The sequence below is a fragment of the Pseudomonas vlassakiae genome (assembly GCF_014269035.2).
Classification (GTDB): Bacteria; Pseudomonadota; Gammaproteobacteria; order Pseudomonadales; family Pseudomonadaceae; genus Aquipseudomonas; species Aquipseudomonas vlassakiae.
Window position 1 is genome coordinate 149,921 of the sequence record NZ_JABWRP020000008.1, and the last position, 25,088, is coordinate 175,008.

Here is a 25,088-nt window from a genome sequence, read left to right on the forward strand (position 1 = left end):
ATCAGTAGCGTTTGCCGGTACTGGCCTTTTTGGGCGGGTACCGGCTGTGCAAGGCTCAATGGGCAGTACGCAGGGGCACCTCGCGCAACAGCCACGACAAGGCAAAAGCCACACAGGTAACGATCGCCGCCAGCAGAAATACCCCATGCATGGCTGCGCAGAAGGCCTCGAGATAGGCCCGCTGCTGCGGTGCCGCCAAGGCGTGCACCGCCGTTGGCGAAAGGCTTGCGGCACCGCCACTGCTGGCTGCGAAATCACTCGGCAGGCCGTCGAGCAGGGCATGGGAAAACAACGCGCCAAACACCGAAACGCCCACCGAACCACCAATCGAACGGAACAGCGTGGCCCCTGACGTTGCCACCCCCATGTGCCGGCGTTCGACACTGTTCTGCACTGCCAGGATCAGCACCTGCATCACCATGCCCAGGCCTGCGCCAAGCAGCCCCATGTACAGGTTCATGCGCCACATCGACGTGCCCAGTTCCAGGCGGCTCAGCAGCCCCAGCGCGACCACCTGCAGCAGCGTGCCGACGATGGGGAACACCCGGTAGCGCCCCCAGCGGCTGATCAGACGCCCGGTGATTGCCGACACCACCAGCAAGCCCCCCATCAATGGCAGCATCTGCAGGCCGGCGCTGGTGGGCGAGGCGTTTTTCACCACCTGCATGTACAACGGCAAGAACGTCACCGAACCGAACAGCGATACGCCGACGATCAGCCCGATCAACCCGGCCAGCACGAAGGTGCGGTGGCGGAACAGGTGCAGCGGCATGATCGGTTCGGCCGCGCGGCGTTGTTCGAACACGAAACCGACCAGGCCGATGACCGCGAACAGTGCCAGGCACAGCACATCCAGCGAGGCCCAGGGCAGCAAGCTGCCACCCAGGCTGGTGATCAGCACCAGCGCGCCCAGGGTAATGGTGAGGAAGAACGCGCCGATGTAGTCGACCACATGCTTGACCGGCGCCACAGGGGGACGAAACACGCTGCCGATCACCAGCACCGCCAACAGGCCCAGCGGCAGGTTGATGAAGAAGATCCAGTGCCATGACAGGTGTTCGACCAGAAACCCGCCGATCAACGGGCCCACCACGGTGGCCAGGCCGAACACGCCGCCGAACAGGCCCTGGTAGCGGCCCCGTTCGGCGGGTGGAATGACGTCGCCGATGGCCGCCATGGCCACCACCATCAGGCCGCCGCCGCCCAAGCCCTGCAGCGTGCGGAACAGGATCAGCTGGGTCATGTCCTGGGCCAGCCCGCACAGCGCCGAGCCGAGCAGGAACAAGGCGATCGCAATCTGCAGGACGCGCTTGCGCCCGTAGAGGTCGCCGAACTTGCCATACAGCGGCACGACGACGGTGGAGGCCAGCAAATAGGCGGTGACCACCCAGGACAGCCAGCGTAGCCCGCCGAGGTCGCTGACGATGGTGGGCAGCGCGGTGGAGACAATGGTCTGGTCCAGTGCCGCGAGGAACATCACCAGCATCAGGGCGCCGAGCAGCAGCGGGATGGAGGCTTGAGTGCCGGGTTCGGCCTGTACGGAGGAGGGCGCGTCAGCAGATGTCGGTTGCATGCGGTTGCCTTGAGCCGGTGAGGGCGACTGAGTGTCCATGGGCGTCAGCAGCCTTTGCCCTGGGCATGCTGGCGGCCGGCTTCCTGCAGGCCGGCCAGGGCGAAGCTGAACAGCTGGGCAGACACGTCTGCGGCTGGCATGCCAAGTATTTCGTGCAGGGTCCCGGTGGACCCGCGCGGGCCGATCAACAGCATCGCCCAAGGCGCAGTGACACAGAGGATGCAGCGGGTCAGTGCCGGGTCGCTCTGGGGGATGCCTGTGATTTCGCTGAACAGGCCCTTGAGCAGCGACAGCTTCAGCGGTGCCTCGGCCTGCAGGTGCGCCTGGCCGTGCGGGCTGGGGGCGAGGATTTCCGCCGCCAGCACCCGCAGGTGCCAGATGTCGCGGCGCTGCGTGGCCTTGCGTACGACCAGTTCGACCAGTGCCCGCAGCTTCTGCGCTGCCGGTTGCTCGCCGGCGGTGATCCGTTGCAGGTCGCTGATGTCCAGAAAGCGCCGCCGCGCTTCATCGAGCACGGCCAGGTACAAGCCACTGCGGCTACCGAAGTGGTAGTTGATCGAGGCCAGGTCGACCTCGGCCTTGGCAGCGACGGCTTTGTTGCTGGCCTCGGCATAACCCACAGCGGCGAACAGCTCGCCGGCGGCCTGGAGGATGCGCGTGCGAGTCGCTTCGCCGTCCTTGCGCGGTTCACGTTGAGTAATGGCCATGGGCGGGGGCTCGGATCGGTGGAATGGCAGTCAGCCTGATTCAGGCTGAATCTAAATTCAATTTAAATTTAATGATTGCCACGGGCGGCCGACAGAAGGTGTCGCTGCACTGCGCCCGGATGGCGCACGCCACTAGGGAGAGCGCCCTCAGTTGTGGTACAACACGCTAGTTGACACCAGCTTCGCAGGCGCCCGGATGCGTCGCGGCTGGCTGGTGATTCCCTTGCACCTGCTCCTTTTACTGTGAAACGGAGATTCGAAGATGACCGCCACCGACCGTCTGAGCCTGCTGCAGTACGAGCACCTGGGCCTGGACGATGTTGCCGCTGCCGAGTTCAAGGTGGCTCTGGAGGAGCTGCGTAAACTGGCGCTCGAAGACCGCTATGAACATCCCGCCGCCCTGCACCTGGGTGATATCGCTGACGCCGAGAACCGTCAGGAACTGGCTGAAACCAAAGGCTGGGGGATCGGTTTTCTGCAGGGGCTGACCTGCGCCAAGGCACTTACCCAGGAGCAACTGGAAGCACTGCGCCGAGTGTTCCAGGCCGCAGCGGAGCGCGCGATCAAGCGTATGTGCAGGTAACTACCGCTTTATTGACCTTGCCGCTCTTCGCAATGGATAGCGGCAACCTGCGCATACATGACTCAAAGGCTATGGCTTTCTCGCCAATGCCTTATGTCATTGGCTAACTTCCTGTTTTTCAAGCGCTGTCGCGACCGGCGGCAGAACCGCGCAAAAAAACCTTCAGGGTCAACCAGGTAAGCCGCCAGGGCCGAACTTTCGAAACAGGCTTTTCCCTTCCGATGAAGACGAGCGCATCCGCCGTTTATCGACTTTACTGGAGAGGCGCTGCGGTCAAATCTTCATGTATCACGCGCATCGAGTAGTGGCTTTGAGTGACGGCATGGAGTGACGCGGGCCTTTGGGGAAGACCATGAGCCAGAGCCAGACACTGATCATCTGTGAATACTGCGACGCGGTGTATGAACGTACGCCGGTGCACAAACATCAACGTGCATTGTGCGTGCGTTGTGGCGGCGTACTGTATCGCCATGCAAGTCTGACCATCCAGCAGCGTCTGGCGCTCAGTGTCACCGGCGCGATTCTGTTGATATTCGCCAATGCCTATCCGGTCATGACCATTGGCATGCAGGGGCTGACCAACTCTGCGACGCTCTGGGATTCGGTGCTGATCCTCAGCAGCGGCAGCATCACCTTCATTGCCCTGGTCATGGCCTTGGCCATCATCTTCGCGCCAGTCCTGCAGATTGCCTTGCTTTGCTGGGTGCTGAGCTTCGCCCTGGCCGGGCAGCGGGCGCCTGGCTTTGCCATGTGCATGCGCTGCCTGGAAGGGCTGCGGCCCTGGAGCATGCTGGAAGTCGGCCTGCTGGGCGCACTGGTGGCGGTGATCAAGCTGGCCGGCCTGCTCGAAGTGATCCCGGGCATCGGCCTGATCGCATTGGCAGCGCTGAGCATGCTGATCATCTACATTGCCGGGCGCGATATCCGCGACCTGTGGGACCCGCTATGAGTTCGCCCGCGCTGGCAGACGAACTGGGCCTGTGCCTGTGCCATGGCTGCGGGTATGCCTGCGAGCACGGCGGTCATGTGCACACCTGCGCGCGCTGCGGCGCGCCCCTGCACCGGCGCAAGACCAATGCCATCGCCCGTGGCTGGGCCTTTCTGGTGGCCGCGCTGGTGTTCTACGTGCCGGCCAACCTGCTGCCGGTGATGCATACCGAAATGCTGGGCAGTGGCAGCGACAGCACCATCGGTGGCGGCGTGGTGGAATTCTGGGAACACGGTGCCTGGGACATCGCCCTGATCATCTTCATCGCCAGCATGGGCGTACCGGCCATCAAGTTCTTTTCCCTCGGCCTGCTGCTGTATACCGCCCAGCGCCGTTCAAGCTGGGCCCGCCGGCAGCGCTCGCAACTGTATCGCGGCGTCGAGCTGATCGGCTACTGGTCGATGCTCGATGTCATCGTCGTCGCACTGGTGGCCGCGTTGGTGCAGCTGCGCGGGCTGGGCACCATCGAGCCGCGCCCGGGCATCCTGTTTTTCGGCATGGTCGTGGTGCTGACCATGTTTTCGGCAATGAGCTTCGACCCACGCTTGATCTGGGATCACCCTGGCAATGAGGGAGGCCGCACCGATGGCGCAAGCGAGTGACGCGCGAAATGGCGCCGGGCAGGCAGATGTACGCACCCGGCGCTGGAATGTTTCACTGGTGTGGATCGTGCCGATCCTGGCGATCCTGGTCGGGGCATCGCTGGTGGTACGCAACTGGATGCAGCAGGGGCCGGTGATCTCGATTTCCTTTCGTTCCGGTGAAGGGCTGGTGGCGCACAAGACACAGGTCAAGTACCGCAGCGTGGTGATTGGCGAAGTGACCACCGTGGACCTTGCCGAGGACCACAACAGCGTCATCGTCAAGGTGCAGCTGTCCAATGACGCGCGTTCGTTCGCCACCCAGGGCGCGCGCTTCTGGGTAGTCCGCCCGCGGATCGGCGCGGGCGGGGTATCCGGGGTCGACACCTTGCTCTCTGGCAGCTTCATCGGCGCCGATGCCGGTGAATCGAAAGGCGCTGAAAAGAACTTTACGGGCCTGGAACTGCCACCGGCGATCACCTATGGCGAGAAGGGCAAGCGTTTTATGCTCAGCGCCGATGACCTCGGTTCGCTGGATATCGGCGCCTCCATCTATTACCGCAAGATCCCGGTGGGTGAGGTGGTGTCCTATGCGTTGCAGGATGATGGCAAGGGCGTGGATATCGGCATATTCGTGCAGTCGCCCTACGACAACTTCGTCACTGGCGATACCCGGTTCTGGAATGCCAGCGGCGTCGACATGCAGATCGGCGCCAATGGCCTGAAGGTCGATACCGAGTCGCTGTCGTCCATCCTGGTGGGCGGGCTGGCATTCGGTTCACCGGACTTCAGCGCCGATGCTCAGCCGGCCGCAGACCAGGCACGCTTCCAACTGTTCGCCGACCGCGACGCTGCCCTGGCACCGCCTTTCGGCAAGGGCCAGTACCTGCAGCTGCGGTTCGACCAGTCCATGCGCGGTATGTCGGTGGGAGCCCCGGTGGAATTCAAGGGCGTCGAGTTTGGCCGGGTCACGGCGATCAAGCTGGATTACGACCCGGTGAAGCAGATATTCCCGGTGGTGGTGGATGCAGTGGTCTACCCGCAACGCCTGGGCCCTGTGCATCAGAAGATGCTGGCAGTGTTCAAGCACACCGAGGGTGACCTCAATGGTGCCCGGCAGTTGATTGGTACCTTCGTCGAGCATGGTCTGCGGGCGCAGGCGCGCAGTGGCAACCTGATCACCGGGCAGATGTTCGTCTCCCTGGACTTCTACCCGAACGCGCCCAAGGTCGCGTTCGACCGGGAGGCCAACCCTATCGTCATCCCGACGATGCCCGGCAGCCTGGAGATGCTGCAGGAGCAGTTGCAGCATTTCGTCGAGCGCATCGGCAAGTTGCCGTTGGAGAGCATTGCCAGCAACCTCGATGGCACCCTGCGCGACCTGCGCGCCAACCTCAAGACATTCAACAGCCAGACGCTGCCTGGGGTGAAAGCCACCCTCGACGATATGCAGCAAACCTTGAAGACGGCCAACGCGACCATTGCCGACAACTCACCGGAGCGCGAACGGCTGGGTGAAACACTGGACGAGCTGGAACGCATGTCGCGTTCGCTGCGCGACCTGACCGACTACCTGGGGCGCCACCCCGAGTCGCTGATTCAAGGCCGGCCGAAGGCGGCCGGGGCGCAAGACTTGAGACCTTGAAACTGGCAGGCCAAAGGAGTGTCAGCTGATGCATCGAGTGCGCAACCTGTGTGGGGCCAGCCTGCTGATCTGGCTGAGCGGCTGCAGCAGTACCCCGAACAACTACCACACCCTGGTCCCGGCCCAGCCGGTTCAAGGGGGTAGCCAGCATGTGCTGGTGAGCCGGGTCAGCCTGCCACCGCAAGTGGACCGTCCGCAACTGGTGGTGCGCCAGGGCAGCAGCGGCCTGGCCATCCTGGAAACGGAGTGGTGGGGCGCCAACCTGGTGGACGAGTTTCGCAGTGCCCTGCAGGACATGCTGGGCGGCCCGGTGTCTGGGCCCGGCACTGTGTTGAGGGTCGAGGTGCAGCGCTTCGACAGTGTGCCCGGCCAATACGCCTCGCTCGATACCTTGTGGCGCCTGAAACGGCCAGGCGAGCCCGCAATCACCTGCCGGACGTCGGTGCAGACCGCCGCCGACAACAGCATCAACAACCTGGTCAACGCCCACCAGGCCAACTTGCGCAAGCTGGCCGAAGCGGTGCGCGCAACGGCGGCGCCAGGCAGGCCCTGCCCAACCACCTGATGCAGGTGAATACGGGTACGGGGAGCCCGCATGACGTTACGCACGAGATTGCTCTGGCTGTTCGTACCGCCGTTGCTGCTGGTGTTGTCGCTTGTCTACTTCGCAGCCCAGGGCATGCTGCTGGCACGGCTGGACAAGCAGGACGAGCGGCTGCTGGTGGCCGAGGCCGAGCGCCTGCGTGCCTTGCTGGGCAACAGCTTCGAGCGCGACGCCAACCGCCTGCGGCAATGGGCCCAGGCGATGCCGGGTACGGTACCGTCGGCTTTTCCGCTCGATGCCGCCACGCTGGGCCGCAGCGGCTTCGACTTCATCCTGTACTTTGCCAATGGTGAGCAGCGGGTGAGCTGGCGTCCGCTGGACCTCGCAGCGCTTGAGCGCCCGGCCGGCGCGCCGGCGCTGAACCTGAAGGCGCTGCATGACGGCGTTGCCCAGCAATTGGCGCGCCTGCTGCAGCCTCAGGATGTGGCGCCGCCTGCGCAACTGCTGGCCGTGCTCAGGGTGCCGCTGATTCTGGTCGCCGTGGATACCGCGCGCAGCGGCGACAGGGCCAGCGGTGTGCTGCTGGCGGGCACCTTCCTTGACAGCAAGCGCATCGCCATGTTGCAGCAACAGCTGGGCGGTGAGCTCACCTGGTTGCCGTCGACCAGCGGGCAGGAGCGGCCGGTACTGCAGGCTGAACTGATGAGCATCGGCAACCGTCGGGTGGTCGATGCCCGCCTTCAGAGTATCGACCTGCTGTTCCAGGACAGCCTGGGCGAGCCTCAGCTGCGCCTGCAACTGACCCGCGAGCGCCATCTGTACCTCGAAGGCGAACAGCAGCTCGCTGTATTCCTCGGCGTGACCGGCGGGCTCATCGGCCTGGCCTGGCTGCTGATCTACCTCGCCCTGGACGTCACCTTGCTGCGGCGCATTGCCCGCTTGCATCACGAGCTTCTGGCCATTGGCCCGGCGGCGGCAGGGCGGCGCCTGACCGATGACGGCCGTGATGAGCTGGGCCAACTGGCGCGCGAGGCAAACCGTGCGCTTGACCGCCTGGAGCAGAGCGAAACGCGTGACCGGGCGATCCTCGATGCCATTGAGGACGGCTACTTCGAACTCGACGATCAGGCCAGGATCGAGTCGGTCAACCCGGCTTTCTGCAGGCTGCTTGGGTATTCGGCGGCGCAGGTGCTGGGACGCACCTTTGCATCGCTGCAGGCACAACCAGCGCCCACCACGACGACAGAACCGGTGATCGCCGAAACCGAGCCCGGCGCGCCACTTTCGGCTCGCCTGCGGCGTGCCGACGGTAGCATCGGTCACTTCGAGACGCAGATCTCCAGGCGCCACAACGCCGGGGGGCGGCTGATCGGCTACCGCGGCATCCTGCATGACGTCAGCGAGCATGTGCTGCATCAACAGCAACTCTTTGACCTGGCCTATCAGGATGCCCTGACCGGGTTGGGCAATCGCAAGGCGTTTCATGAGGACCTTGCCCGGTACCTGCACAGCGCCAGCATGCCGCTGGCGCTGATCTTTCTCGATCTGGACCGTTTCAAGCAGGTCAATGACCGCTTTGGCCACGACGTCGGTGATGCCTTGCTGGCGTGCATGGCCGAGCGCCTTCGCAATGCGCTGCGTCAACCGAACAAGGCCTATCGTTTGGGCGGAGACGAATTCACCGTGATTGTCCCGGCACCCGGGTGCCAGGCGGCCAGCGCGCTGGCCCAGCGCTTGCTCAAGGTGTTGGGCGAGCCGGTCAGCGTCAGGGGTGTGAGCATCGATTTCGTCACGCCAAGCATCGGCGTTGCCTTTGCGCCTGCCCATGCCAGCGAGGTGGATGCCCTGATCAAGGCAGCCGATCAGGCGATGTACGAGGCCAAGCGTGAGCGCGGACGGGTCTGCGTGTACCAGCCTGCCGAGTGATCAGCCCAGGAGGGGGTCGATGGTCGAGCGTTGTCGTTGCCAGTCTTGGCTGTTGCCGCTGTTGATGCTCCTGCTGCCCGACCTCGCGCTGGCAGAGCCGTCGTGCGGCCAGCTGACTGCGACTGGCAATCCGGAATACCCGCCGTATCTCTGGCGTGACCCGAGCAACCCTGAGCAACTGATCGGAGCCAATGCCGACTTGCTCAAGGAAGTCGGCAAGGCACTGGGGCTGGAGGTGAAGGTGGTCTATGGCGGGCCTTGGTCAAGGGCTCAGGAAGAGGTGCGTACCGGGCGTATCGACCTGATGGCGGGGTACTTCATGACCCAGGAGCGTCAGCAGCGGATGGACTTCATCAGCCCGCCGTTCCTGCGGACCCGCAGTGTGGTCTGGGTCCGCCAGGACGGTGCATTTGCCTATCAGGGTTGGGCGGACCTCAAGGGCCGCAACGGCGGGACGCTGGTCGGTAACAGTCACGGCCAGCAGTTCGACGATTACGCCAGGACCAACCTCCAGCTCGAAGCGGTGCCTAGCGCCAGGCAGGCGTTCGAAAAACTGTTGCTCAAGCGCAATGATTACCTGATCTACGAGCAGTACCCCGGCATGGCCCTGGCGCGCACGCAGGGTTGGGATACGCAGTTGAAGCTGCTCGACCCGCCAGTGTCCAGCGAGGGATTGTATCTGGCGCTGTCGCATCAATCGACGTGCAATCGGCCAGAGCTGCGCGAGCGGTTGGCGCAGGCGATGAAAGCGCTGGTTGCCGGGCCGGTGCCGGAGCAACTGGTTGAAAAGAATCTGGAATTATGGAGGCAGCAGCAGGCAGTGGGGCAGCCTTAGCGCCTGTGGGACCGAGCGCCGCGCTCGATCCCACAGGCGCCAAAAACCTCAAGGCGAACCCCACCCGCTTACCCATCAACCTCCAGCGCCCGCTTGGCCTCGCTCACGCTGACCTCACCCGGCAAGGCGACGCCGTTCTTGGTCGCCAGGATCTCGGCCATGACACTGACGGCAATTTCTGCCGGCGTCTTGCTGCCGATATAGATCCCGATCGGCCCGTGCAAGCGTCGTAACGAGGCCTCGCTTACCCCGAAGTGCTCGATCAGGCGCTCCCGGCGCGACTGGTTATTGCGCCGCGAACCGATCACGCCGATGTAGAACGCCGGGCTGTGCAAGGCTTCGAGCAGGGCCAGGTCGTCCAGCTTGGGGTCGTGGCTGAGGCCGACGATGCAGCTGCGCAGGTCCGGGGCGAACCCACGCACCACGTCATCCGGCATGCCGACGATCTTCTCCACGCCCGCCACGTTCCAGCCATCCATGTATTCGGGGCGCGGGTCGCAGACTGCCACCTTGAAGCCATTGAACAGGGCCATGGTCGCCAGGTACTCGGCCAGCACCCCGGCGCCGATCAGCAGCATGCGATAACCCGGGCCCAAGGTATTGAGCATGTGCCGGCCATCGAAACCGAACTGCTCCGGTGCGCCGGTGGTGGTCAGGTGAACCTGGCCGTTGTCCAGGTCCAGTTCGCGGCGCACCAGGTTGCCGCTGTCCAGCAGGGGCAGCAGTTGCTCCAGGCTTGCCAGCGCCGGTTCGAATTCGAGGATCAGCTCGAGGGTGCCGCCGCAGGGCAGGCCGAAGCGCTGCGCTTCATCGGCGCTGACGCCATATTGCACCACGTGCGGCAGGCCATGCGGCATGCCGCCGCCCTGATAGGCCGTGGTGTAGCGGTGGATGAGGTCGTCCTCGATGCAGCCGCCGGAGACGCTGCCGACCACCCGGCCGTCGCCGCGCAGGGCCATCATCGAACCCACGGGCCGCGGTGATGAACCCCAGGTGCGAGCCACGGTGGCCAGCAGAACCCGTTGCCCGGCCAACAGCCAGTCACGGGCGGTGCGCAAGACCAACAGGTCGATGCTTTCCATGGGAGCCTCTTGAAAATCCAGATTCGGTTGATACCTGCGCCGGCCTGTTCGCGGCTAAAGCCGCTCGCAGAGGTACAGTGCAGCACTTGAGCCTTGTGATGCCCCTGTAGGAGCGGCTTTGGCCGCGAAGAGGCCAGTACAGGCACCATCATTTACCGCATGTGCAAGATGATCGGGCTGCTGCTGGCCGGGTCGGTGTGCCCGCGCAGTTTGCCGACCGCTTGCGCATCCACCGCGGCGCTCGTATTGCCCCAGGTGCTGCGCACGAAACTCAGCACATCAGCGATTTCCTGGTCCGACAGCTGTTCGCGGAACGCTGGCATGCGGTAGGCATCCGGCTGGCCGGCGGCGACGATGCGCTGCGAACCATTGAGGGTAATGTTGATCGCCGAGGCGTCTTCCCTGGCCAATGCCGAGGTGGCACCGGCCAGCGGGGGCATCCATTCGGCCTGGCCCTTGCCGTCCAGGCCGTGGCAACTGGCGCAGCGGGTGACGTAGATATGAGCGCCAGGGCTGTCCGGGCGCGTTGCCGCGGAAAGCGCCTGGTACTGCCAGGGCGCACCGTCACGCTGTGGATCTCCGGGCAGCGACTTGAGGTAGCGGGCAATGGCGCTCAGGTCGTCATCGCTCATGAACTGCGTGGAGTTGTTGAAGGCCTCGGTCATCGACCCATACACCACGGCGTGCTGGTTGCGCCCGGTCTTGAGGAACTGGACGATCTCGGCCTCGCTCCAGCGGCCAAGCCCGGTGTTAGGGTCACTGCGCAGGCTGGGCGCGTACCAGCCATCGAGCAGGGCGCCGGCGAGGAATGGCGCCCCGGCCTCATCCAGGGCTTTCTCGTTGAAGGCCAGGCCCCGTGGCGTATGGCAGCTGCCGCAATGGCCAGGCCCCTGGACGATATAGGCGCCGCGGTTCCACGACGCGTCCTGGCCGGCCTTGGGCGCATAAGGCGTGTCGGCGGCAAACACGCCGTTCCACAATGCGATGGGCCAGCGCAGGTTCAGCGGCCAGGGAATATCGCTGGGGATGTTCGGCTGTTGTACCGGCTGTACACCCTTCATGAAGAAGGCGTACAGCGCCTTCACATCGTCATCGCTGAGCTTGGCGTACGAAGGGTAGGGCATTGCCGGGTACAAGCGTCGGCCACCCGGCGCGACGCCATGGCGTACGGCGCGGTCGAAGTCGGCCAAGCTGTAGTTGCCGATGCCAGTCTCGCGGTCGGGCGTGACGTTGGTGGCGTGGATCGTTCCCAGCGGCGTGGCCATCTGCAGGCCGCCCGCAAACGGCTTGCCGTCGGGCAGGCTGTGGCAGGCTACGCAGTCGCTGAGGCGGGCGACATATTCGCCCTGGCTGACCAATGCGGGGTCAAGGCCGGGGGGCTGTTCGGCAGCGAATGGCGAGGCGGGTTCGCGGGTCACGTACCAGGCCAGCAGGCCGGCCGCGACCAGGCACGGCACGGCCAGCCAGCCCGCAGTGCGGGCAAAACGGCTGTGGGTCATGGGGCAGTCCTTGTCCGGTCAGCTGAAGGTGTGGCGGCTAAGCGGCAGGCTACGCACGCGCTGGCCGGTGAGCTGCGCCACGGCGTTGGCCACGGCAGGCGCTACCGCGGGCAACGGCGGCTCGCCGATACCGCCCATCTTCGCCCCGCTCTCGACGATGCGCACATGCACCCGGGCCATGCGCGAGGGCGGCAGGATCGGGTACAGGTCATAGTTGCGCGCGCGCGGCTTGCCGTCGATGAACACCGCTTCTTCCACCAATGTCTGCGACAGGCCCAGGGCTACCGCACCGTTGACCTGATGCTCGATGATCGCCGGGTTGACGATGCTGCCAGGATCGATCGCCTGCCAGATGTCGTGCACTTTGACCTGGCCATTGTCGATCGACACTTCGGCGATTGCCGCGGCCTCGGAGCCGAACGGCGAGGCCATGGCAATGCCCCGGGCGCGCTTGCTGCCGTCTTCTGCGGTGAACGGCCCGCGCTTCCAGCCGCCAGACAACTCGGCCACCGCATGCAGCAGGTTGGTCAGGCGCTGATTGTCACGCAGCAGGTGCAGGCGCAGTTCGTAGGGGTCCTTGCCACCCTTGTCGGCCAGCTCGTCAAGGAACGACTCATAGAAGAAGTCGTTCAGCGAATTGCCTACCGAGCGCCAGTAGCCAAGCATGGCCGGGCCTTTGACGTAGATCTGGGCGATGCGTTTGTTGGCTATGGCGTAGGACTTGCCCGACAGCCCCTCGAGCGCCGTGGGGTCGATCTTGTCGCCTTGCTTGCCGGCCAGGGCTTCGGTCGGGCCTTCGGTGGCGCTTACCGCTTCGATGGCCACCGGCAGGCCGTCGGCATCCAGCCCGGCGCGGAACTTGACCACCGCGACGGGGCGCAGCACGTCGCGCAGGAACTCCTCTTCGCGGCTCCAGATCAGCTTGACCGGGCGGCCGACGGCCTTGGCCAGGGCGATGGCCTGGGGATACGGGTTGGCCGAGTCATAGAGGAAATGGCGGCCGAAGAAGCCGCCGAGCAGCGGCGAGTGCAGGGTGATTTGCGCGGCGTCCAGGCCGGTGCGCCTGGCGATGTCGTCGCGGAACATGTCTGGCGCCTGGTTGGGCAGCCAGACCTCCAGGGTGCCGTCCGGGTTGAAGCGAGCGAGGGCAGACGGCGGCTCCAGCTGGGCATGGTTGAGGTACTGGTTGTGGTAGCTGGCCTCGACCTTGGTCTTGGCATTGGCCAGGGCACCGGCGATGTCGCCTTGGTTTTCTTCGTCGCGGGCCGGCCCTTCAACGCTGGCCAGGTGCTCGCGCCAGCCGTCGCTGGAAAAATCTGCCGGCATCGGCCGGACCTTGCTGTCGGCGCCCGGTTCTTTCCAGTCCACCTGGATCGCTTCCACTGCGCGCTTGGCGTGCCACCAGCGTTCGGCTACCACGGCCACCGCGCCCGGCAACTGATGCACCGAGTGCACCCCTTTCATGCCCTTGACCTGCTCCTCGTTGCGCAGGCTGCCCACGGTCATGCCCAGGCGGGGCGCGTGCTGCACGGCGGCGTGGAGCATGCCGTCGACCTTGAGGTCGATGCAGTATTGGGCCCTGCCGGTGGATTTGTCATAGGCGTCCAGGCGCCGCACCGGTTTGCCGATCCAGCGGAACTGGCTGGGGTCGCGCAGCTTGATGCTGGCAGGGTCCGGTACTGGCAGGTCCATGGCACGGCTGGCCAGCTCGCCATAGGCCAGCGAACGGCCCGAGGCGGCGTGAATGACCTTGCCAGGCTCGGTGGACAGCTCGCCGACCGGTACCCCCCATTGTTCGGCCGCTGCCTGCAGCAACATGGCACGGGCCAGGCCGCCGAGGCGGCGCATGGTCGGGTAGCTCATGCGCACCGACATGCTGCCACCGGTAATGCGCATGCCGTTCTCCATCACCACGTAGGCTTCACCGGGCGGCGCGCTTTCCACCAGGAAGCTGGCGGGGTCGACGTCGAGTTCTTCACCGACGATCTGGGCCATGGCCGTGAACGGGCCTTGGCCACCTTCCATGAACGGGCTGAGCAGGCGCACCGTGCCGTCCGGGCGGATCTCCAGAAATGCCGGCACCTGGGTGCCGCGCTCAGGGGTGGCTGCCGCCGCTGCCTGCGCGCGGGGCGCGCCCATCGGCAGGCCGAAACCCAGCACCAGGGCACCGACCGCGGTGCTGGCCAGAAAGCGTCGGCGCGACAGGTTGACGGTTTCGCCCAGTTGCAGCCTGAGCAGTTCTGCGGGGGTGTCGACGGGCGTGTTCATCAGGCCTGCTCCCCTTGGGCCAGCGCATGCACGGCGGCATGGATGGCGTTGTAGGTGCCGCAGCGGCAAAGGTTGACCATCGCCGCGCTGATCTGTTCATCGCTGGGCTTGGGGGTGTGCTTGAGCAGCGCCGTGGCCGCCATCACCTGGCCGGACTGGCAGTAGCCGCATTGGGCCACCTGGTGCTCGACCCAGGCCGCCACCACACGCTTGCCCACCGCGTCGGCCTCGACCGCTTCGATGGTGGTCACCTCCCGCCCGACCACGCCGGCCACGGGAGTGACGCAGGCGCGTACGACATTGCCATCCACCAGCACCGAGCAGGCGCCGCACTGGGCCAGGCCACAGCCATACTTGGTGCCGGTCATGCCCAGGTCGTCACGCAGCACCCACAGCAGGGGCGTGTCGGCATCGGCGTCGACCTGGTAGGTCTTCTGGTTGATATGAAGTTCCATGGCTTACCTGCTGATCATCGGTTGATGGCGTTTTATTGTCTGCCGGGGAGTCCGTTGTTCCCCGATCCAGAAACGCTAGCACAGGGGGCCCCGCACGGGGCCCGTGGCAGGCGCAGGTTCAGAGGATCAGGCAAGCAATCCGGCGGAATGCGCAAGCCAGCCCTGGCCACGGGGCAGCACAGACAAACAGGACTTCCGCGGCGAAAACCCGGATAATGCCGGCCAATTTCGTTTTGCACGCTTAAATCACGGTAATCCCCGCATGGAAATCAAGGTCAATTTTCTCGACAACCTTCGTCTTGAAGCCAAGTTCGACGACTTCACGGTGATCGCCGACCAGCCGATCCGCTACAAGGGCGACGGTTCGGCCCCGGGCCCGTTCGACTATTTCCTGGCCTCGTCGGCCCTGTGTGCGGCGTACTTCGTCAAGCTGTACTGCCAGACCCGCGATATCCCCACCGAGAATATCCGCCTGTCGCAGAACAACATCGTCGACCCGGAGAACCGCTACAACCAGATCTTCAAGATCCAGGTCGAATTGCCCGAGGATATTTCCGAGAAAGACCGCCAGGGCATCCTGCGCTCCATCGACCGCTGCACCGTGAAGAAAGTGGTGCAGACCGGCCCCGAGTTCATCATCGAGGAAGTCGACAACCTCGACGCCGATGCCCAGGGCCTGCTGATGCCGGTGGCCGACACCACCACCTACATCCCCGGCAAGGACCTGCCGCTGGAGCAGACCATCGCCAACATGTCCGGCATCCTTGCCGGCCTGGGCATGAAGATCGAGATCGCCTCGTGGCGCAACATCGTGCCCAACGTCTGGTCGCTGCACGTGCGCGACGCGCAGTCGCCCATGTGCTTCACCAACGGCAAGGGTTCGACCAAGGAAGCCGCACTGGCTTCGGCGCTGGGTGAGTTCATCGAGCGGCTGAACTGCAACTTCTTCTACAACGACCAGTTCTGGGGCGAAGACATTGCCAACGCGCCGTTCGTACATTACCCGAACGAGCAGTGGTTCAAGCCAGGGCCGAAGGACGAACTGCCGGCCGGGATCCTCGACCAACACTGCCTGGCGATCTACAACGCGGACGGCGAATTGCGCGGTTCGCACCTGTACGACACCAACTCGGGCAACACCGAGCGCGGCATCTGCTCGCTGCCGTTCGTGCGCCAGTCCGATGGCCAGGTGGTGTACTTCCCGTCCAACCTGATCGAGAACCTGTTCCTCAGCAACGGCATGAGCGCCGGCAATACCCTGGCCGAAGCCCAGGTACAGTGCCTGTCGGAAATCTTCGAGCGCGCGGTGAAACGCGAAATCCTCGAAGGCGAGCTGGCCCTGCCGGATGTCCCCCAGGAGGTGCTGGCCAAGTACCCAGGCATTCTCGCCGGCATCCAGGGCCTGGAAGAGCAGGGCTTCCCGGTGCTGGTCAAGGACGCCTCGCTGGGCGGTGAGTTCCCGGTGATGTGCGTGACCTTGATGAACCCGCGCACGGGCGGCGTGTTCGCCTCGTTCGGCGCGCACCCAAGCTTTGAAGTGGCGCTGGAGCGCAGCCTCACCGAACTGTTGCAAGGCCGCAGCTTCGAGGGCCTCAACGACCTGCCGCAACCGACTTTCGAAAGCCATGCGCTGACCGAGCCGAACAACTTCGTCGAGCACTTCATCGACTCCAGCGGTGTGGTGTCGTGGCGTTTCTTCAGTGCCAAGGCCGATTTAGAGTTCGTCGAATGGGACTTCTCGGGCCAGGGCGAGGACTCCAACGCGCAGGAAGCCGCAACCCTGTTCGGCATCCTCGAAGACCTTGGCAAAGAGGTGTACATGGCCGTGTACGACAACCTTGGCGCCACGGCCTGCCGCATCCTGGTGCCGGGTTATTCCGAGATCTATCCGGTCGAAGACCTGATCTGGGACAACACCAACCGCGCCCTGGAGTTCCGTGCCGACATCCTCAACCTGCACAGCCTGGATGACCGCGCCCTGCGCGCGCTGCGCCGGCGCCTGGATAAATGTGAGGTGGATGACTACACCACGATCACCACCTTGATCGGCGTCGAGTTCGACGAGAACACGGTGTGGGGCCAACTGACCATCCTGGAGCTGAAACTGCTGATCTGCCTGGCGCTCAAGCGCTTCGAAGATGCCAAGGAGCTGGTCGAGGCGTTCTTGCAGTTCAACGACAACACCGTCGAGCGCGGCCTGTTCTACCAGGCGCTGAACGTGGTGCTGGAAGTGCAGCTGGATGATGAACTGCAACTGGCCGATTACGAGGCCAACTTCCGCCGCATGTTCGGCAACCCGCGGATGGACGCGGTGCTGGGTTCGGTCGACGGTAGCGTGCGCTTCCATGGGCTGACCCCGACCAGCATGAAGCTTGAAGGGCTGGACCGCCATCTGCGGCTGATCGAGAGCTACAAGAAGCTGCATGCCGCGCGGGCCAGGTTTGCCTGACCGACCCCGGGGGGCGCAGCACCGGTGCAGGCGTCAGTTCTTGCACTTGGCCAGCACCACTTGGCAGGTGTCAGGCGTACCGCCTGAGCGCCCCGCATAGCGGATGCAGTTGTTCAGCGACTTCTGCCGGGCAATGCCCAGTGTGTTGCCCCAGGCCAGGCCGCCTTCACCGCTGCTCGGAAGCGCCTTGGCGTAGCAGTTGGCGCCCGGCGCGGCGGCGTAATAGCGTGCCTTGCCGGTTTTGCTCGAACAGCCGGCATTGAGTGCCAGGCTGACGGCCAGCAAGGCATGCGCGGTCCAGTACGCGTACGGTCGTGTGTTGCGAGTCTTCATGCTATCCCTCATCCCGACGCATCAAGTCTTTCAGGATATTTCTCTCAAGCCAAGCGGTGAACTATCCGAACGTCAAGGTGATCCCTTCTTAAGCGCACCCTGCGCACGCCTGATGGACCAGGCCCACGCGCCTGTCTGTCAGCCTTGGGTCACCGATGAATAAGGAGGCGCCGTGACCGCTACAGAGCAAACCCTCTACCGATGCACGCCCGGACCGCTGCATGCGATCCTGCTGGCTGGCACGGTCCCGCTGTTTCTCGGCGCGCTGCTGAGCGACATTGCCTACTTCAAGAGCTACCAGATCCAGTGGAGCAACTTCGCCGCCTGGCTGATTGCCGGTGGCTTGCTGTTTTGTGGGCTGACGTTGTTGTTCGCCCTGGCCAACCTGATCCGCGCCCCGCGCAAGGGCGGGCGGCCAACCCTGTACTTCCTGCTGTTGCTGGTGACCTGGGTGTTGGGACTGATCAACGCGTTCGAACATGCCAAGGATGCCTGGGCGGTCATGCCCGCGGGCCTGGTGCTGTCGGTGATCGTCACCTTGCTGGCCTGCGTGGCGGCATGGCTGGGCATGAGCGACCTGGGTTCGGGAGGTGAGGCATGAAGCCGTTGCATGGACTGTCGTTGTTGAGTGTGGCGGTGCTGTTGGCCGCCTGCGGGGGGGACGGTGAGCCGACCCAGGCACTGGGGCCTGACCCGAAACTGCCGGCCCCGGAGCGCGGCCTGCTGCCGAGCATGAAGATCGCACAACCGGCGCAGTGGGGGGATCAGAAACCCACCGTGCCTGAGGGCTATCGCATCACGGCCATCGCCACGGGCCTGAACATCCCGCGCCAGAGCCTGGTGCTGCCCAATGGCGATATCCTGGTCGCCGAAGGGCGGGGCGGCAGTGCGGCCAAGCTCAAGCCCAAGGACGTGATCGCCAGCCAGATCAAGGCCAAGGGCAATACCCAGGTGAAGGGCGGCAACCGCCTGACCTTGCTGCGTGACGTCGATGGTGATGGCAACTACGAGGTGCAGACGGTGTTCGCCGAAGGCCTCAACGCGCCCTACGGGCTGGCCTTTGCCGACGGCAAGCTGTACGTGGCCAACCAGGATGCGTTGGTGCGCTTCGATTACCAGGACGGCCAGACCAAGGCCGGCGGCCCGCCGACCAAGGTCACCGACCTGCCGGCCGAGATCAACCACCACTGGACCAAGGCGCTGACGATCAGCCCCGATGGCCGCTACCTCTACGTGGGCATCGGCTCGAACAGCAACATCACCGAGCGTGGCATGGAAGTGGAGATCGACCGCGCCATGGTCTGGCAGATCGACGCCGTGACCGGGGCGCACAGGCCTTATGCCACCGGTTTGCGCAACCCGACGGCGCTGACCATTCAGCCGGACACCGGGCAGTTGTGGACGGTAGTCAACGAGCGTGACGAACTGGGGCCGGACCTGGTGCCGGACTACCTCACTTCGGTGCGTGAAGGTGGCTTCTATGGTTGGCCATACAGCTACTGGGGGCAGAACGTCGATGAGCGGGTGAAGCCGCAGAACCCGGACAAGGTGGCGGCTGCCATCAAGCCGGATTACAGCCTGGGGTCGCATGTTGCCGCGCTGGGTGTGGACTTCTCCATCCCGGCCATGGGCGAGCGCTTTGCCGACGGGGTGTTCGTGGGCGAGCATGGCAGCTGGAATCGCCCCAACCCGGTGGGGTACAAAGTGATCTTCGTACCGTTCAAGGCGGGCAAACCGGCCGGTGAGCCGATCGACTTCGCCACAGGGTTCCGCGGGGAAGATGGCAAGACCCGTGGCCGGCCCGTGGGGGTTACCGTGGACCCACGTGGCGCCCTGATCATCGCAGATGACCTTGCCAACACGGTGTGGAGGGTGACGCGCAACTGATGTGGAGGCCCTGTCGGCTGGGGTAGCAGGTAGCTGCGGGTCCGTTGACACAACGGGGTTGACAGGTGTCGCGGGCGGGGCGTTTGCCTGCAGAGTGGCGAGCAATGGCTATGCTTGTGTGCGCGTAGCCATTGCACGCACAACCCCGGTCTCGATTACATGGAAGCAGGCCTATGAATCCTATTTGCACCCTCGCTCGCGCTGTCGCCCTCGCCACCCTGATGTCCGCTGCCACCTTTACGGTGCAGGCTGCCGAGATTCCGATTGGCAGCGAGGCACTGGAAAGCCATGTCAAAACCCAAGTCACCGCCATCGACCTTGCCAACCGCCAGGTCACGGTCAAAGGGCCGAACGACAAGGATGTGACCCTGCAACTGACGGAAAAGGCCAAGGCACTGCCTAACCTGAAGGTGGGTGACAACGTCGATATCTATGTCACCCGGGCCGTTGCCTATGTGCTCAATAGCGACGTGGGCGGCGCGCCCAAGGCCACTGAAGAATCCGGGGAAATCCGCGCCACCAAGGACAACCCCAACCCCGGCGGCGAAGCGTTCCGCCAGGTCCGGGTGACCTCGCAGATCAAGAAGATCGACCTGAAGAAACATGAGGTCAGCCTGCTGCCGCCGGAAGGCAAGCTGCAGGTGGTCAAGGTCGAGAACCCTGACCTGCAGGCGCGCATGAAGAACCTCAAGGTCGGCCAGACCGTCGATGCGATCTACACCGAAGTGCTGCGGGTCGATACCTGGCGTTAAGGCAGGCTGTGAGGTCAGGGCCGCCTGCTCTGGCCTCTTCGCGGCTAATGCCGCTCCCTGTATGAGCGGCTTTAGCCGCGAAAGGGCCGGCACTGAAAGCATGAATGCATGCATGACACGAATAGCCAACGTGCGCCTTTTCGATTTCCATCAGCGGTGTCTATTACCGATCATGCGCTCATCCTGTTTCAGATGAGACTTTCCATGTCGTACAAGGCCCTGATGTTTGCATTCCTCCCCGTGATGATGGCCCTTCTTGCGGGCTTCGTGCTGCCCTACCAGGCCGCCAGCAACGCGGCCGTCGGCCGTGCGCTGGGGCACTGGTTGTGGGGCGCCTTCACCTCATTGACGGTCAGTTCGGTGGTGGTCATCACGGCGCTGCTGATCCTGCGGGTGCCCATGCCTGACCTGGGCAAGGCGTTGCAAGGCCCCTGGTGGCTGTGGATCGGTGGCGTGCTGGGTGCGCTGTATGTGGCCGGCGCGGCAGCATTGACACCGAAGCTGGGCACGGCGGGCTTTCTGGTGCTGGTAGTGGCGGGGCAGATCCTGACCTCGGTGATCGTCGATCACTTCGGCCTGATGGGGGTTGCCAGCAAGCCGGTGAACCTGGCCCGGGTTGCCGGTGTGCTGCTGATCCTTGGTGGCGTGTTGCTGGTGCAGGGCGGCTGGACCTCGACGCCAACGTCTGGCCAGGCGGTGGTCGAGCGCTGATCACTGCCCGGGCTGGCTGCAGGCCCATACGGCTTCGCGCAGCCAGCGATGGCCGGGGTCGCTGTTCTTTCTGGCATGCCAGGCCTGTTGATAGGCGAGGGCGGGGATCGGCAAGGGGGGCGTGAACTGGCGCAGTGACGGGTGCTGGCGCATCGAACCAACCGCCCGCCTGGCCACGGTGAGAATCAGGTCGGTGCCGGCGAGCACTTCAACTGCGGCGCTCCAATGGGGCAGCGCCAGTGCGATATGCCGGCGCAGGCCTTGTTCGGCCAGGGCCCGCTCGATTTCATCGTGGGCATCCGGATGCATGGCCATGAGCACGTGTGGGCGCGTCAGCCAGTCCTCCAGCGCAAGCCCGCCCTTGGCCGGCAGCACCTGGCGATCGGCGACGCTGATGAAGCGGTCATCGAACAAGGTCTGGGCGATGATGTCGGCAGGCAGTTCCGGGAAGATGCCCAGGGCCAGGTCGAGTTCGCCATCGAGCAACTGCGCGAGCATGGTTTCGCGGCTGGCCTGGCTGATGGCCAAGTCGACACCGGGAGCGACCTGGCGCAGGTGGCGGACCAAAGGCGGCAGAATAATGCGCGAAGAATAGTCCGACAGCGACAAGCGGAAGCGGCGCCGGGACCGGGCCGGATCGAACTGAGGCGCGGCCAGCAGGCCGTTGAGGCTGCCGAGGGCGTCCTGCAGCGGTTTGGCCAGGGATTGGCCGCGGGCGGTCAGGGCCATCCTGCCGTGTTGACGGATCAGCAAGGGGTCGTCGAAGTGTGCACGCAGCTGCGCCAGGGCATGGCTGACGGCGGGTTGGCTGCGGTGCAGGCGCAGGGCGGCGCGGGTCACGTGCTTTTCACTGAGCAGGGCGTGCAGGGTGAGCAGCAGGTTGAGGTCGATCTTGCGCAGTTCATCCATGGGGCGAATGCTTCGGTTGGCTTTGGCGGGTGATTATCAGCCTAACAGATGTGCCGGCCCCTTCGCGGGCAAGCCCGCGAATCGGCAGTGCAGACAACACAAGGCAGCCAGGGGTTATACTCGCGCGCCCTTGATCGCCCTGGCCCTGCTGCTGGCCTGGCCGCACCGCTGTTGCAGGACATCACCACAGGGATGGACATCGGCATCGCTCGGCGCGCGCTTGCGGCAGGCCTGGCTGGCCGCCTTGCGCCAAGCCTGAAGAACCCGCTGCCTTCGCTGATTGCCGCAGTAATCGGCGGCATGTTGCTGGGCTATGGCGGCTCGAACACCTGCATCACCTGGCCCACGAAGAACGCTTCATCACCAATTCGGTGAAGACCGCAGTGCGCTGCGAGCCGGTGTATCTCAGCTAAATTCTTAAATAAATCAGATTAGATGTATCAGATAACCTATTGATTATTAGCGTTTACCGCCTGGCGAGCGTGTGCTGGACACACTGCTCGTAGTAGGTCTGCTTAATCGCAGCGGGCTTGAGTCGTGAACGGCTGTTGTAGGTCTGTTCGGTAATGCCCATGGCGGTCATGCGCATCCAGGGTTTGGCGAACCGGCGCACCTGCAGCTTTTTGCGCGTGGCGTACAGGGTGACGCCGGAGAGCTTGGCCTGCTGCGCCTCGGCGGCGATCTGCGAGCCCCATCCACAGGTTTCGCGGTCATTCTGGCTAAGCGCTTTGGCCTGGGCGCCGAAGGCGGCGGTGGCCAGCAGGCAGCCGGTCATCATGGCTAGAAATACTCGCATGTTGCTGTCCTAAGCATCTGAAGATGAAGGGAGTTTGCCTTCGCTTCAGTTGCCTGGGGGCCAGTATTTTCGAATCAGGTAATGGCGATGCGAATGCGATTTGCCAGCGCCGAGCGCAGGCTGCTCAGCGCCAGGCCGGCGATCCACACAACCGACACGCCATAGTTCAGCCGTTGGTACAGCCCGAACAACTGACCGCTCTTGGCGGCCTGGGCCATGAGCACAACGGTAACCACCGCGGCAATCAGGCAGATCAGCGAAAACCAGCCCAGGGCCTTTGAGCCGGCCAGGCGCTTGCCGAGCCAAGCCCATAGCGCGCTGGCCAGGGTCAACGAGAGAAACATCAGCAGGCCGCAGAGGTTGTGCAGTTGCTGCGAGCTCGACGGCTCGGCAGGTGCGCAACCCTGGTCGCACGGAAACAGGCCAGTGCCGAGGCTGCCCAGGCCATGCAGCAGGACCAGGGCAGCGCTCAGCAGCGCAAGTTTCGAGGCGCGCCAACGGCGGGCAAGGCCCCAGGCAAACAGGGCGAACAGCAGGGCGAGGGGGAAGTTGTTGACCAGGGGCGACCAGTGCTGGGTCGGGGAACCTTGGGCGCCGAGCTGGCTCATGGCCTGTTGCAGGTGGTCATAGCCAGGGTAGGCATGGGCGGTGAGCCAGACGCCGATCAGTAGCCAGAACGGGATAAGCAGGCCACAGGCGAGCAGGGCACGGTCGAGCGGTTTCATGCGCGTGTTCCTTCCATGGAAAGCACCTACTGTAGCGGTTTCAGCCCTGCGTGTCCCGGCGCATCTGGGTCACCAGGGTGAACCGGTTTTGTGGATGCACGGTCTCGGAAACTGCCATCAGGTCGCCGTTTTTCTCGCGATAATGGCGGATGATCTCCAGCCCCGGCGAACCCGTCTCGGCCTTCAGTTCGAGCGCCATCTCTGCCGTCAGCAACACGGCCCGTACCTGCTGGTCGACGACTGCGATCGACCGGCCGTAGTGCTGTTCGATCAGCGCTGCGATCAGCTGGTCGGGGTGCTCATGGGCCAGTGCGATGACGTCGGCGTAGTCGCGCTGGGCGTAGACATCGCTCCAGCACAGCGGCGCGGCATCGTGCTGGCGGTCGACGCGGATGCTCGATAGGCAGAAGTAGTGTTCCCCCGGCACCAGTCCCAGGCGCTCTGCTTCACTCAGGTTGGCGACGAAGTGGCGCACTTGCCGGATCCTGCGTTGCTGGGTTTGCGTCAGCTGCGCAAGGTCGGCCACTGTCGCCAGCGTCTGGGAATAGCCACCACGCGGGCTGCTGGCCTCGACCCGGGTGCCAACCCGCTTGCGGCGTGACACCAGCCCTTGGTTGAGCAGCTGGTTGATCGCCGCCCGCACCGTATGCCGGCTCACCCCATACAGATCGCACAGTTCAAATTCGGTCGGCAGCAGGCTGCCCACTGGGTATCGGCCATTGGCGATGCCTTTCATCAAGTCTTTCGCCACCAGGGTGTATCGTGTTTCGTTCATGCCTTCGGTGAGTCCGGTCAGATGCGCCGTTTGGCAGTGTACCAGTGCTGGCGCCTGCACCTGACGCAGCGCCTTGATGAAATACCGCGTCGGGTGTATGTGATCGTACAACTGCTTGCGCTATCATGACGGCTGTCTTTCAAGGTGAAATACAGGGCATGACAGAGCAGCAGGTACAGGCAAGGACCCGGCGCAAGCCGCGCAGTCTGGCCCAGGAACTGGTCACGGTGCTGACCGAGCGCATTCGCAGCGGCCAGATCAAGCGCGGCGACAAGCTGCCGACCGAATCGCAGATCATGGCCGAGGAGGGCGTCAGCCGCACCGTGGTGCGTGAGGCGATCTCCAGGCTGCAAGCGGCCGGGCAGGTCGAGACGCGCCATGGCATCGGCACTTTCGTGCTGGATGCACCGGCGACCGGAGGCTTCCGTATCGACCCGGCGACCGTGGTCACCTTGCGCGAGGTGCTGGCGGTGCTGGAGCTGCGCATCGCCCTGGAAATCGAGTCGGCGGGCTTGGCGGCGCAACGGCGCAGCGATGAAGAGCTGGCTGGCATGCGTGCAGCGCTGGACGAACTCAACGAGGGCGCGGCGCATGCCACCGATGCAGTGTCGGCGGACTTCCAGTTCCACCTGCGCATTGCCCAGGCCAGCGGCAACCGTTATTTCGCCGATATCATCAACCACCTGGGGACCAGCATCATTCCACGTACCCGGTTGAATTCGGCGCGGTTGGCCCATGATGACCAGGCGCACTACATGAGCCGCCTGATGCATGAGCATGAAGCGATTTATGAAGCCATCGCCCGGCGCGACAGCGAAGGGGCGAAGATGGCCATGCGCATGCACCTGAGCAATAGCCGCGAGCGCTTGCGCCAGGCTCATGAAGAAGCCGAGGCCCAGGGGGCCTGAGCCCTTCATAACCTGTACCGGCCTCTTCGCGGGTGAACCCGCTCCCACAGGGATGGCGCCAAGCCTGAGGGCTGTGCAGTACTTGTGGGAGCGGGTTCACCCGCGAAGAGGCCGGTACAGGCGATAAAGAAAAGCCCCGCATGTGCGGGGCTTTCTA

24 protein-coding genes and 1 pseudogene are annotated in these 25,088 nt (G+C 64.3%); 14 read left to right on the top strand and 11 right to left on the bottom strand.

Annotated elements, in window-relative coordinates:
- Positions 1-55: 55 nt before the first annotated feature.
- Both HU738_RS12800 and HU738_RS12805 read right to left on the bottom strand, forming a co-directional pair.
- Positions 56-1,573 (bottom strand): MDR family MFS transporter, encoded by a 1,518-nt coding sequence (locus HU738_RS12800; RefSeq protein ID WP_186602594.1) that lies wholly within the window; start codon positions 1,571-1,573, stop codon positions 56-58.
- A gap of 44 nt (positions 1,574-1,617) precedes the next feature.
- Positions 1,618-2,280, bottom strand: coding sequence for a TetR/AcrR family transcriptional regulator (locus HU738_RS12805; protein WP_186602592.1), 663 nt, complete (start codon positions 2,278-2,280; stop codon positions 1,618-1,620).
- A gap of 262 nt (positions 2,281-2,542) precedes the next feature.
- Between HU738_RS12805 and HU738_RS12810 the strand changes: the two genes are divergently transcribed.
- The 7 genes from HU738_RS12810 (at position 2,543) to HU738_RS12840 (ending at position 9,382) form a co-directional block, all read left to right on the top strand.
- On the top strand, positions 2,543-2,863 hold the full coding sequence (locus HU738_RS12810; protein WP_054887645.1) for a hypothetical protein: 321 nt from the start codon (positions 2,543-2,545) through the stop codon (positions 2,861-2,863).
- A 352-nt stretch (positions 2,864-3,215) separates the two neighbouring features.
- Positions 3,216-3,812 carry a paraquat-inducible protein A gene (locus HU738_RS12815; protein ID WP_186602591.1) on the top strand — a complete coding sequence of 199 codons (597 nt, stop codon included), beginning with the start codon at positions 3,216-3,218 and terminating at the stop codon, positions 3,810-3,812.
- Positions 3,809-4,453, top strand: coding sequence for a paraquat-inducible protein A (locus HU738_RS12820; protein WP_186602589.1), 645 nt, complete (start codon positions 3,809-3,811; stop codon positions 4,451-4,453). Before HU738_RS12815 ends, HU738_RS12820 begins: the two co-directional genes overlap by 4 nt.
- The gene (locus HU738_RS12825; RefSeq protein WP_186602587.1) at positions 4,437-6,077 is read left to right on the top strand and encodes a PqiB family protein; all 1,641 of its coding nucleotides are present in this window, start codon (positions 4,437-4,439) and stop codon (positions 6,075-6,077) included. The genes HU738_RS12820 and HU738_RS12825 overlap by 17 nt, the downstream gene beginning before the upstream one ends.
- Before the next feature lie 28 nt (positions 6,078-6,105).
- Positions 6,106-6,642, top strand: a complete 537-nt coding sequence (locus tag HU738_RS12830; protein ID WP_176506644.1) for a PqiC family protein — start codon at positions 6,106-6,108, stop codon at positions 6,640-6,642.
- 30 nt (positions 6,643-6,672) lie between these two features.
- Entirely contained in the window at positions 6,673-8,547 is a 1,875-nt protein-coding gene (locus HU738_RS12835) for a diguanylate cyclase domain-containing protein (protein WP_176506643.1), read from the top strand.
- A 19-nt stretch (positions 8,548-8,566) separates the two neighbouring features.
- Positions 8,567-9,382 (top strand): substrate-binding periplasmic protein, encoded by an 816-nt coding sequence (locus tag HU738_RS12840; RefSeq protein ID WP_186602585.1) that lies wholly within the window; start codon positions 8,567-8,569, stop codon positions 9,380-9,382.
- Between the two features lie 68 nt (positions 9,383-9,450).
- Here HU738_RS12840 and HU738_RS12845 read toward each other — a convergent pair whose 3' ends face one another.
- From HU738_RS12845 to HU738_RS12860, 4 genes are all read right to left on the bottom strand, one after another.
- Positions 9,451-10,464, bottom strand: coding sequence for an XdhC family protein (locus HU738_RS12845; protein ID WP_186602583.1), 1,014 nt, complete (start codon positions 10,462-10,464; stop codon positions 9,451-9,453).
- Positions 10,465-10,616: 152 nt separating this feature from the next.
- Entirely contained in the window at positions 10,617-11,963 is a 1,347-nt protein-coding gene (locus HU738_RS12850) for a c-type cytochrome (RefSeq protein ID WP_186602581.1), read from the bottom strand.
- An 18-nt stretch (positions 11,964-11,981) separates the two neighbouring features.
- Positions 11,982-14,231, bottom strand: a complete 2,250-nt coding sequence (locus tag HU738_RS12855; protein ID WP_186602579.1) for a xanthine dehydrogenase family protein molybdopterin-binding subunit — start codon at positions 14,229-14,231, stop codon at positions 11,982-11,984.
- Positions 14,231-14,686, bottom strand: a complete 456-nt coding sequence (locus tag HU738_RS12860) for a (2Fe-2S)-binding protein (RefSeq protein WP_054887635.1) — start codon at positions 14,684-14,686, stop codon at positions 14,231-14,233. Before HU738_RS12860 ends, HU738_RS12855 begins: the two co-directional genes overlap by 1 nt.
- A 262-nt stretch (positions 14,687-14,948) precedes the next feature.
- On the opposite strand from HU738_RS12860, the gene HU738_RS12865 reads away from it, so the two are divergent.
- Positions 14,949-17,135, top strand: coding sequence for an OsmC domain/YcaO domain-containing protein (locus HU738_RS12865; protein ID WP_186602577.1), 2,187 nt, complete (start codon positions 14,949-14,951; stop codon positions 17,133-17,135).
- 33 nt (positions 17,136-17,168) lie between these two features.
- On the opposite strand, the gene HU738_RS12870 is transcribed toward HU738_RS12865, so the two are convergent.
- Complete coding sequence (locus HU738_RS12870) at positions 17,169-17,468, bottom strand: hypothetical protein (protein ID WP_176506637.1); 300 nt, start codon at positions 17,466-17,468, stop codon at positions 17,169-17,171.
- Positions 17,469-17,640: 172 nt separating this feature from the next.
- Here HU738_RS12870 and HU738_RS12875 point away from each other — a divergent pair, with 172 nt between their 5' ends.
- The 4 genes from HU738_RS12875 (at position 17,641) to HU738_RS12890 (ending at position 20,818) form a co-directional block, all read left to right on the top strand.
- Entirely contained in the window at positions 17,641-18,069 is a 429-nt protein-coding gene (locus HU738_RS12875) for a DUF2231 domain-containing protein (RefSeq protein WP_176506636.1), read from the top strand.
- Positions 18,066-19,355, top strand: a complete 1,290-nt coding sequence (locus HU738_RS12880) for a PQQ-dependent sugar dehydrogenase (RefSeq protein WP_186602575.1) — start codon at positions 18,066-18,068, stop codon at positions 19,353-19,355. Before HU738_RS12875 ends, HU738_RS12880 begins: the two co-directional genes overlap by 4 nt.
- A gap of 173 nt (positions 19,356-19,528) precedes the next feature.
- Positions 19,529-20,107, top strand: a complete 579-nt coding sequence (locus HU738_RS12885) for a hypothetical protein (protein WP_186602573.1) — start codon at positions 19,529-19,531, stop codon at positions 20,105-20,107.
- Positions 20,108-20,311: 204 nt separating this feature from the next.
- Positions 20,312-20,818: a DMT family transporter gene (locus HU738_RS12890; protein ID WP_186602571.1), complete on the top strand. Its 507-nt coding sequence runs from the start codon at positions 20,312-20,314 to the stop codon at positions 20,816-20,818.
- Here the strand turns inward: HU738_RS12890 and HU738_RS12895 are convergent, their stop codons facing one another.
- The gene (locus HU738_RS12895; protein ID WP_186602569.1) at positions 20,819-21,727 is read right to left on the bottom strand and encodes a LysR family transcriptional regulator; all 909 of its coding nucleotides are present in this window, start codon (positions 21,725-21,727) and stop codon (positions 20,819-20,821) included.
- A 138-nt stretch (positions 21,728-21,865) separates the two neighbouring features.
- Here HU738_RS12895 and HU738_RS12900 point away from each other — a divergent pair.
- A pseudogene (locus tag HU738_RS12900) lies at positions 21,866-22,045 on the top strand (YeeE/YedE family protein); the annotation flags it as partial.
- A 148-nt stretch (positions 22,046-22,193) separates the two neighbouring features.
- Here the strand turns inward: HU738_RS12900 and HU738_RS12905 are convergent.
- From HU738_RS12905 to HU738_RS12915, 3 genes are all read right to left on the bottom strand, one after another.
- Positions 22,194-22,523, bottom strand: coding sequence for a hypothetical protein (locus tag HU738_RS12905; protein WP_176506628.1), 330 nt, complete (start codon positions 22,521-22,523; stop codon positions 22,194-22,196).
- Between the two features lie 74 nt (positions 22,524-22,597).
- On the bottom strand, positions 22,598-23,248 hold the full coding sequence (locus HU738_RS12910; protein WP_186602567.1) for a DUF998 domain-containing protein: 651 nt from the start codon (positions 23,246-23,248) through the stop codon (positions 22,598-22,600).
- Positions 23,249-23,288: 40 nt separating this feature from the next.
- Entirely contained in the window at positions 23,289-24,023 is a 735-nt protein-coding gene (locus HU738_RS12915; RefSeq protein WP_186602565.1) for a GntR family transcriptional regulator, read from the bottom strand.
- A 158-nt stretch (positions 24,024-24,181) separates the two neighbouring features.
- Here HU738_RS12915 and HU738_RS12920 point away from each other — a divergent pair, with 158 nt between their 5' ends.
- Positions 24,182-24,931 (top strand): FadR/GntR family transcriptional regulator, encoded by a 750-nt coding sequence (locus HU738_RS12920; protein ID WP_186602563.1) that lies wholly within the window; start codon positions 24,182-24,184, stop codon positions 24,929-24,931.
- The last annotated feature ends 157 nt before the right edge of the window (positions 24,932-25,088 follow it).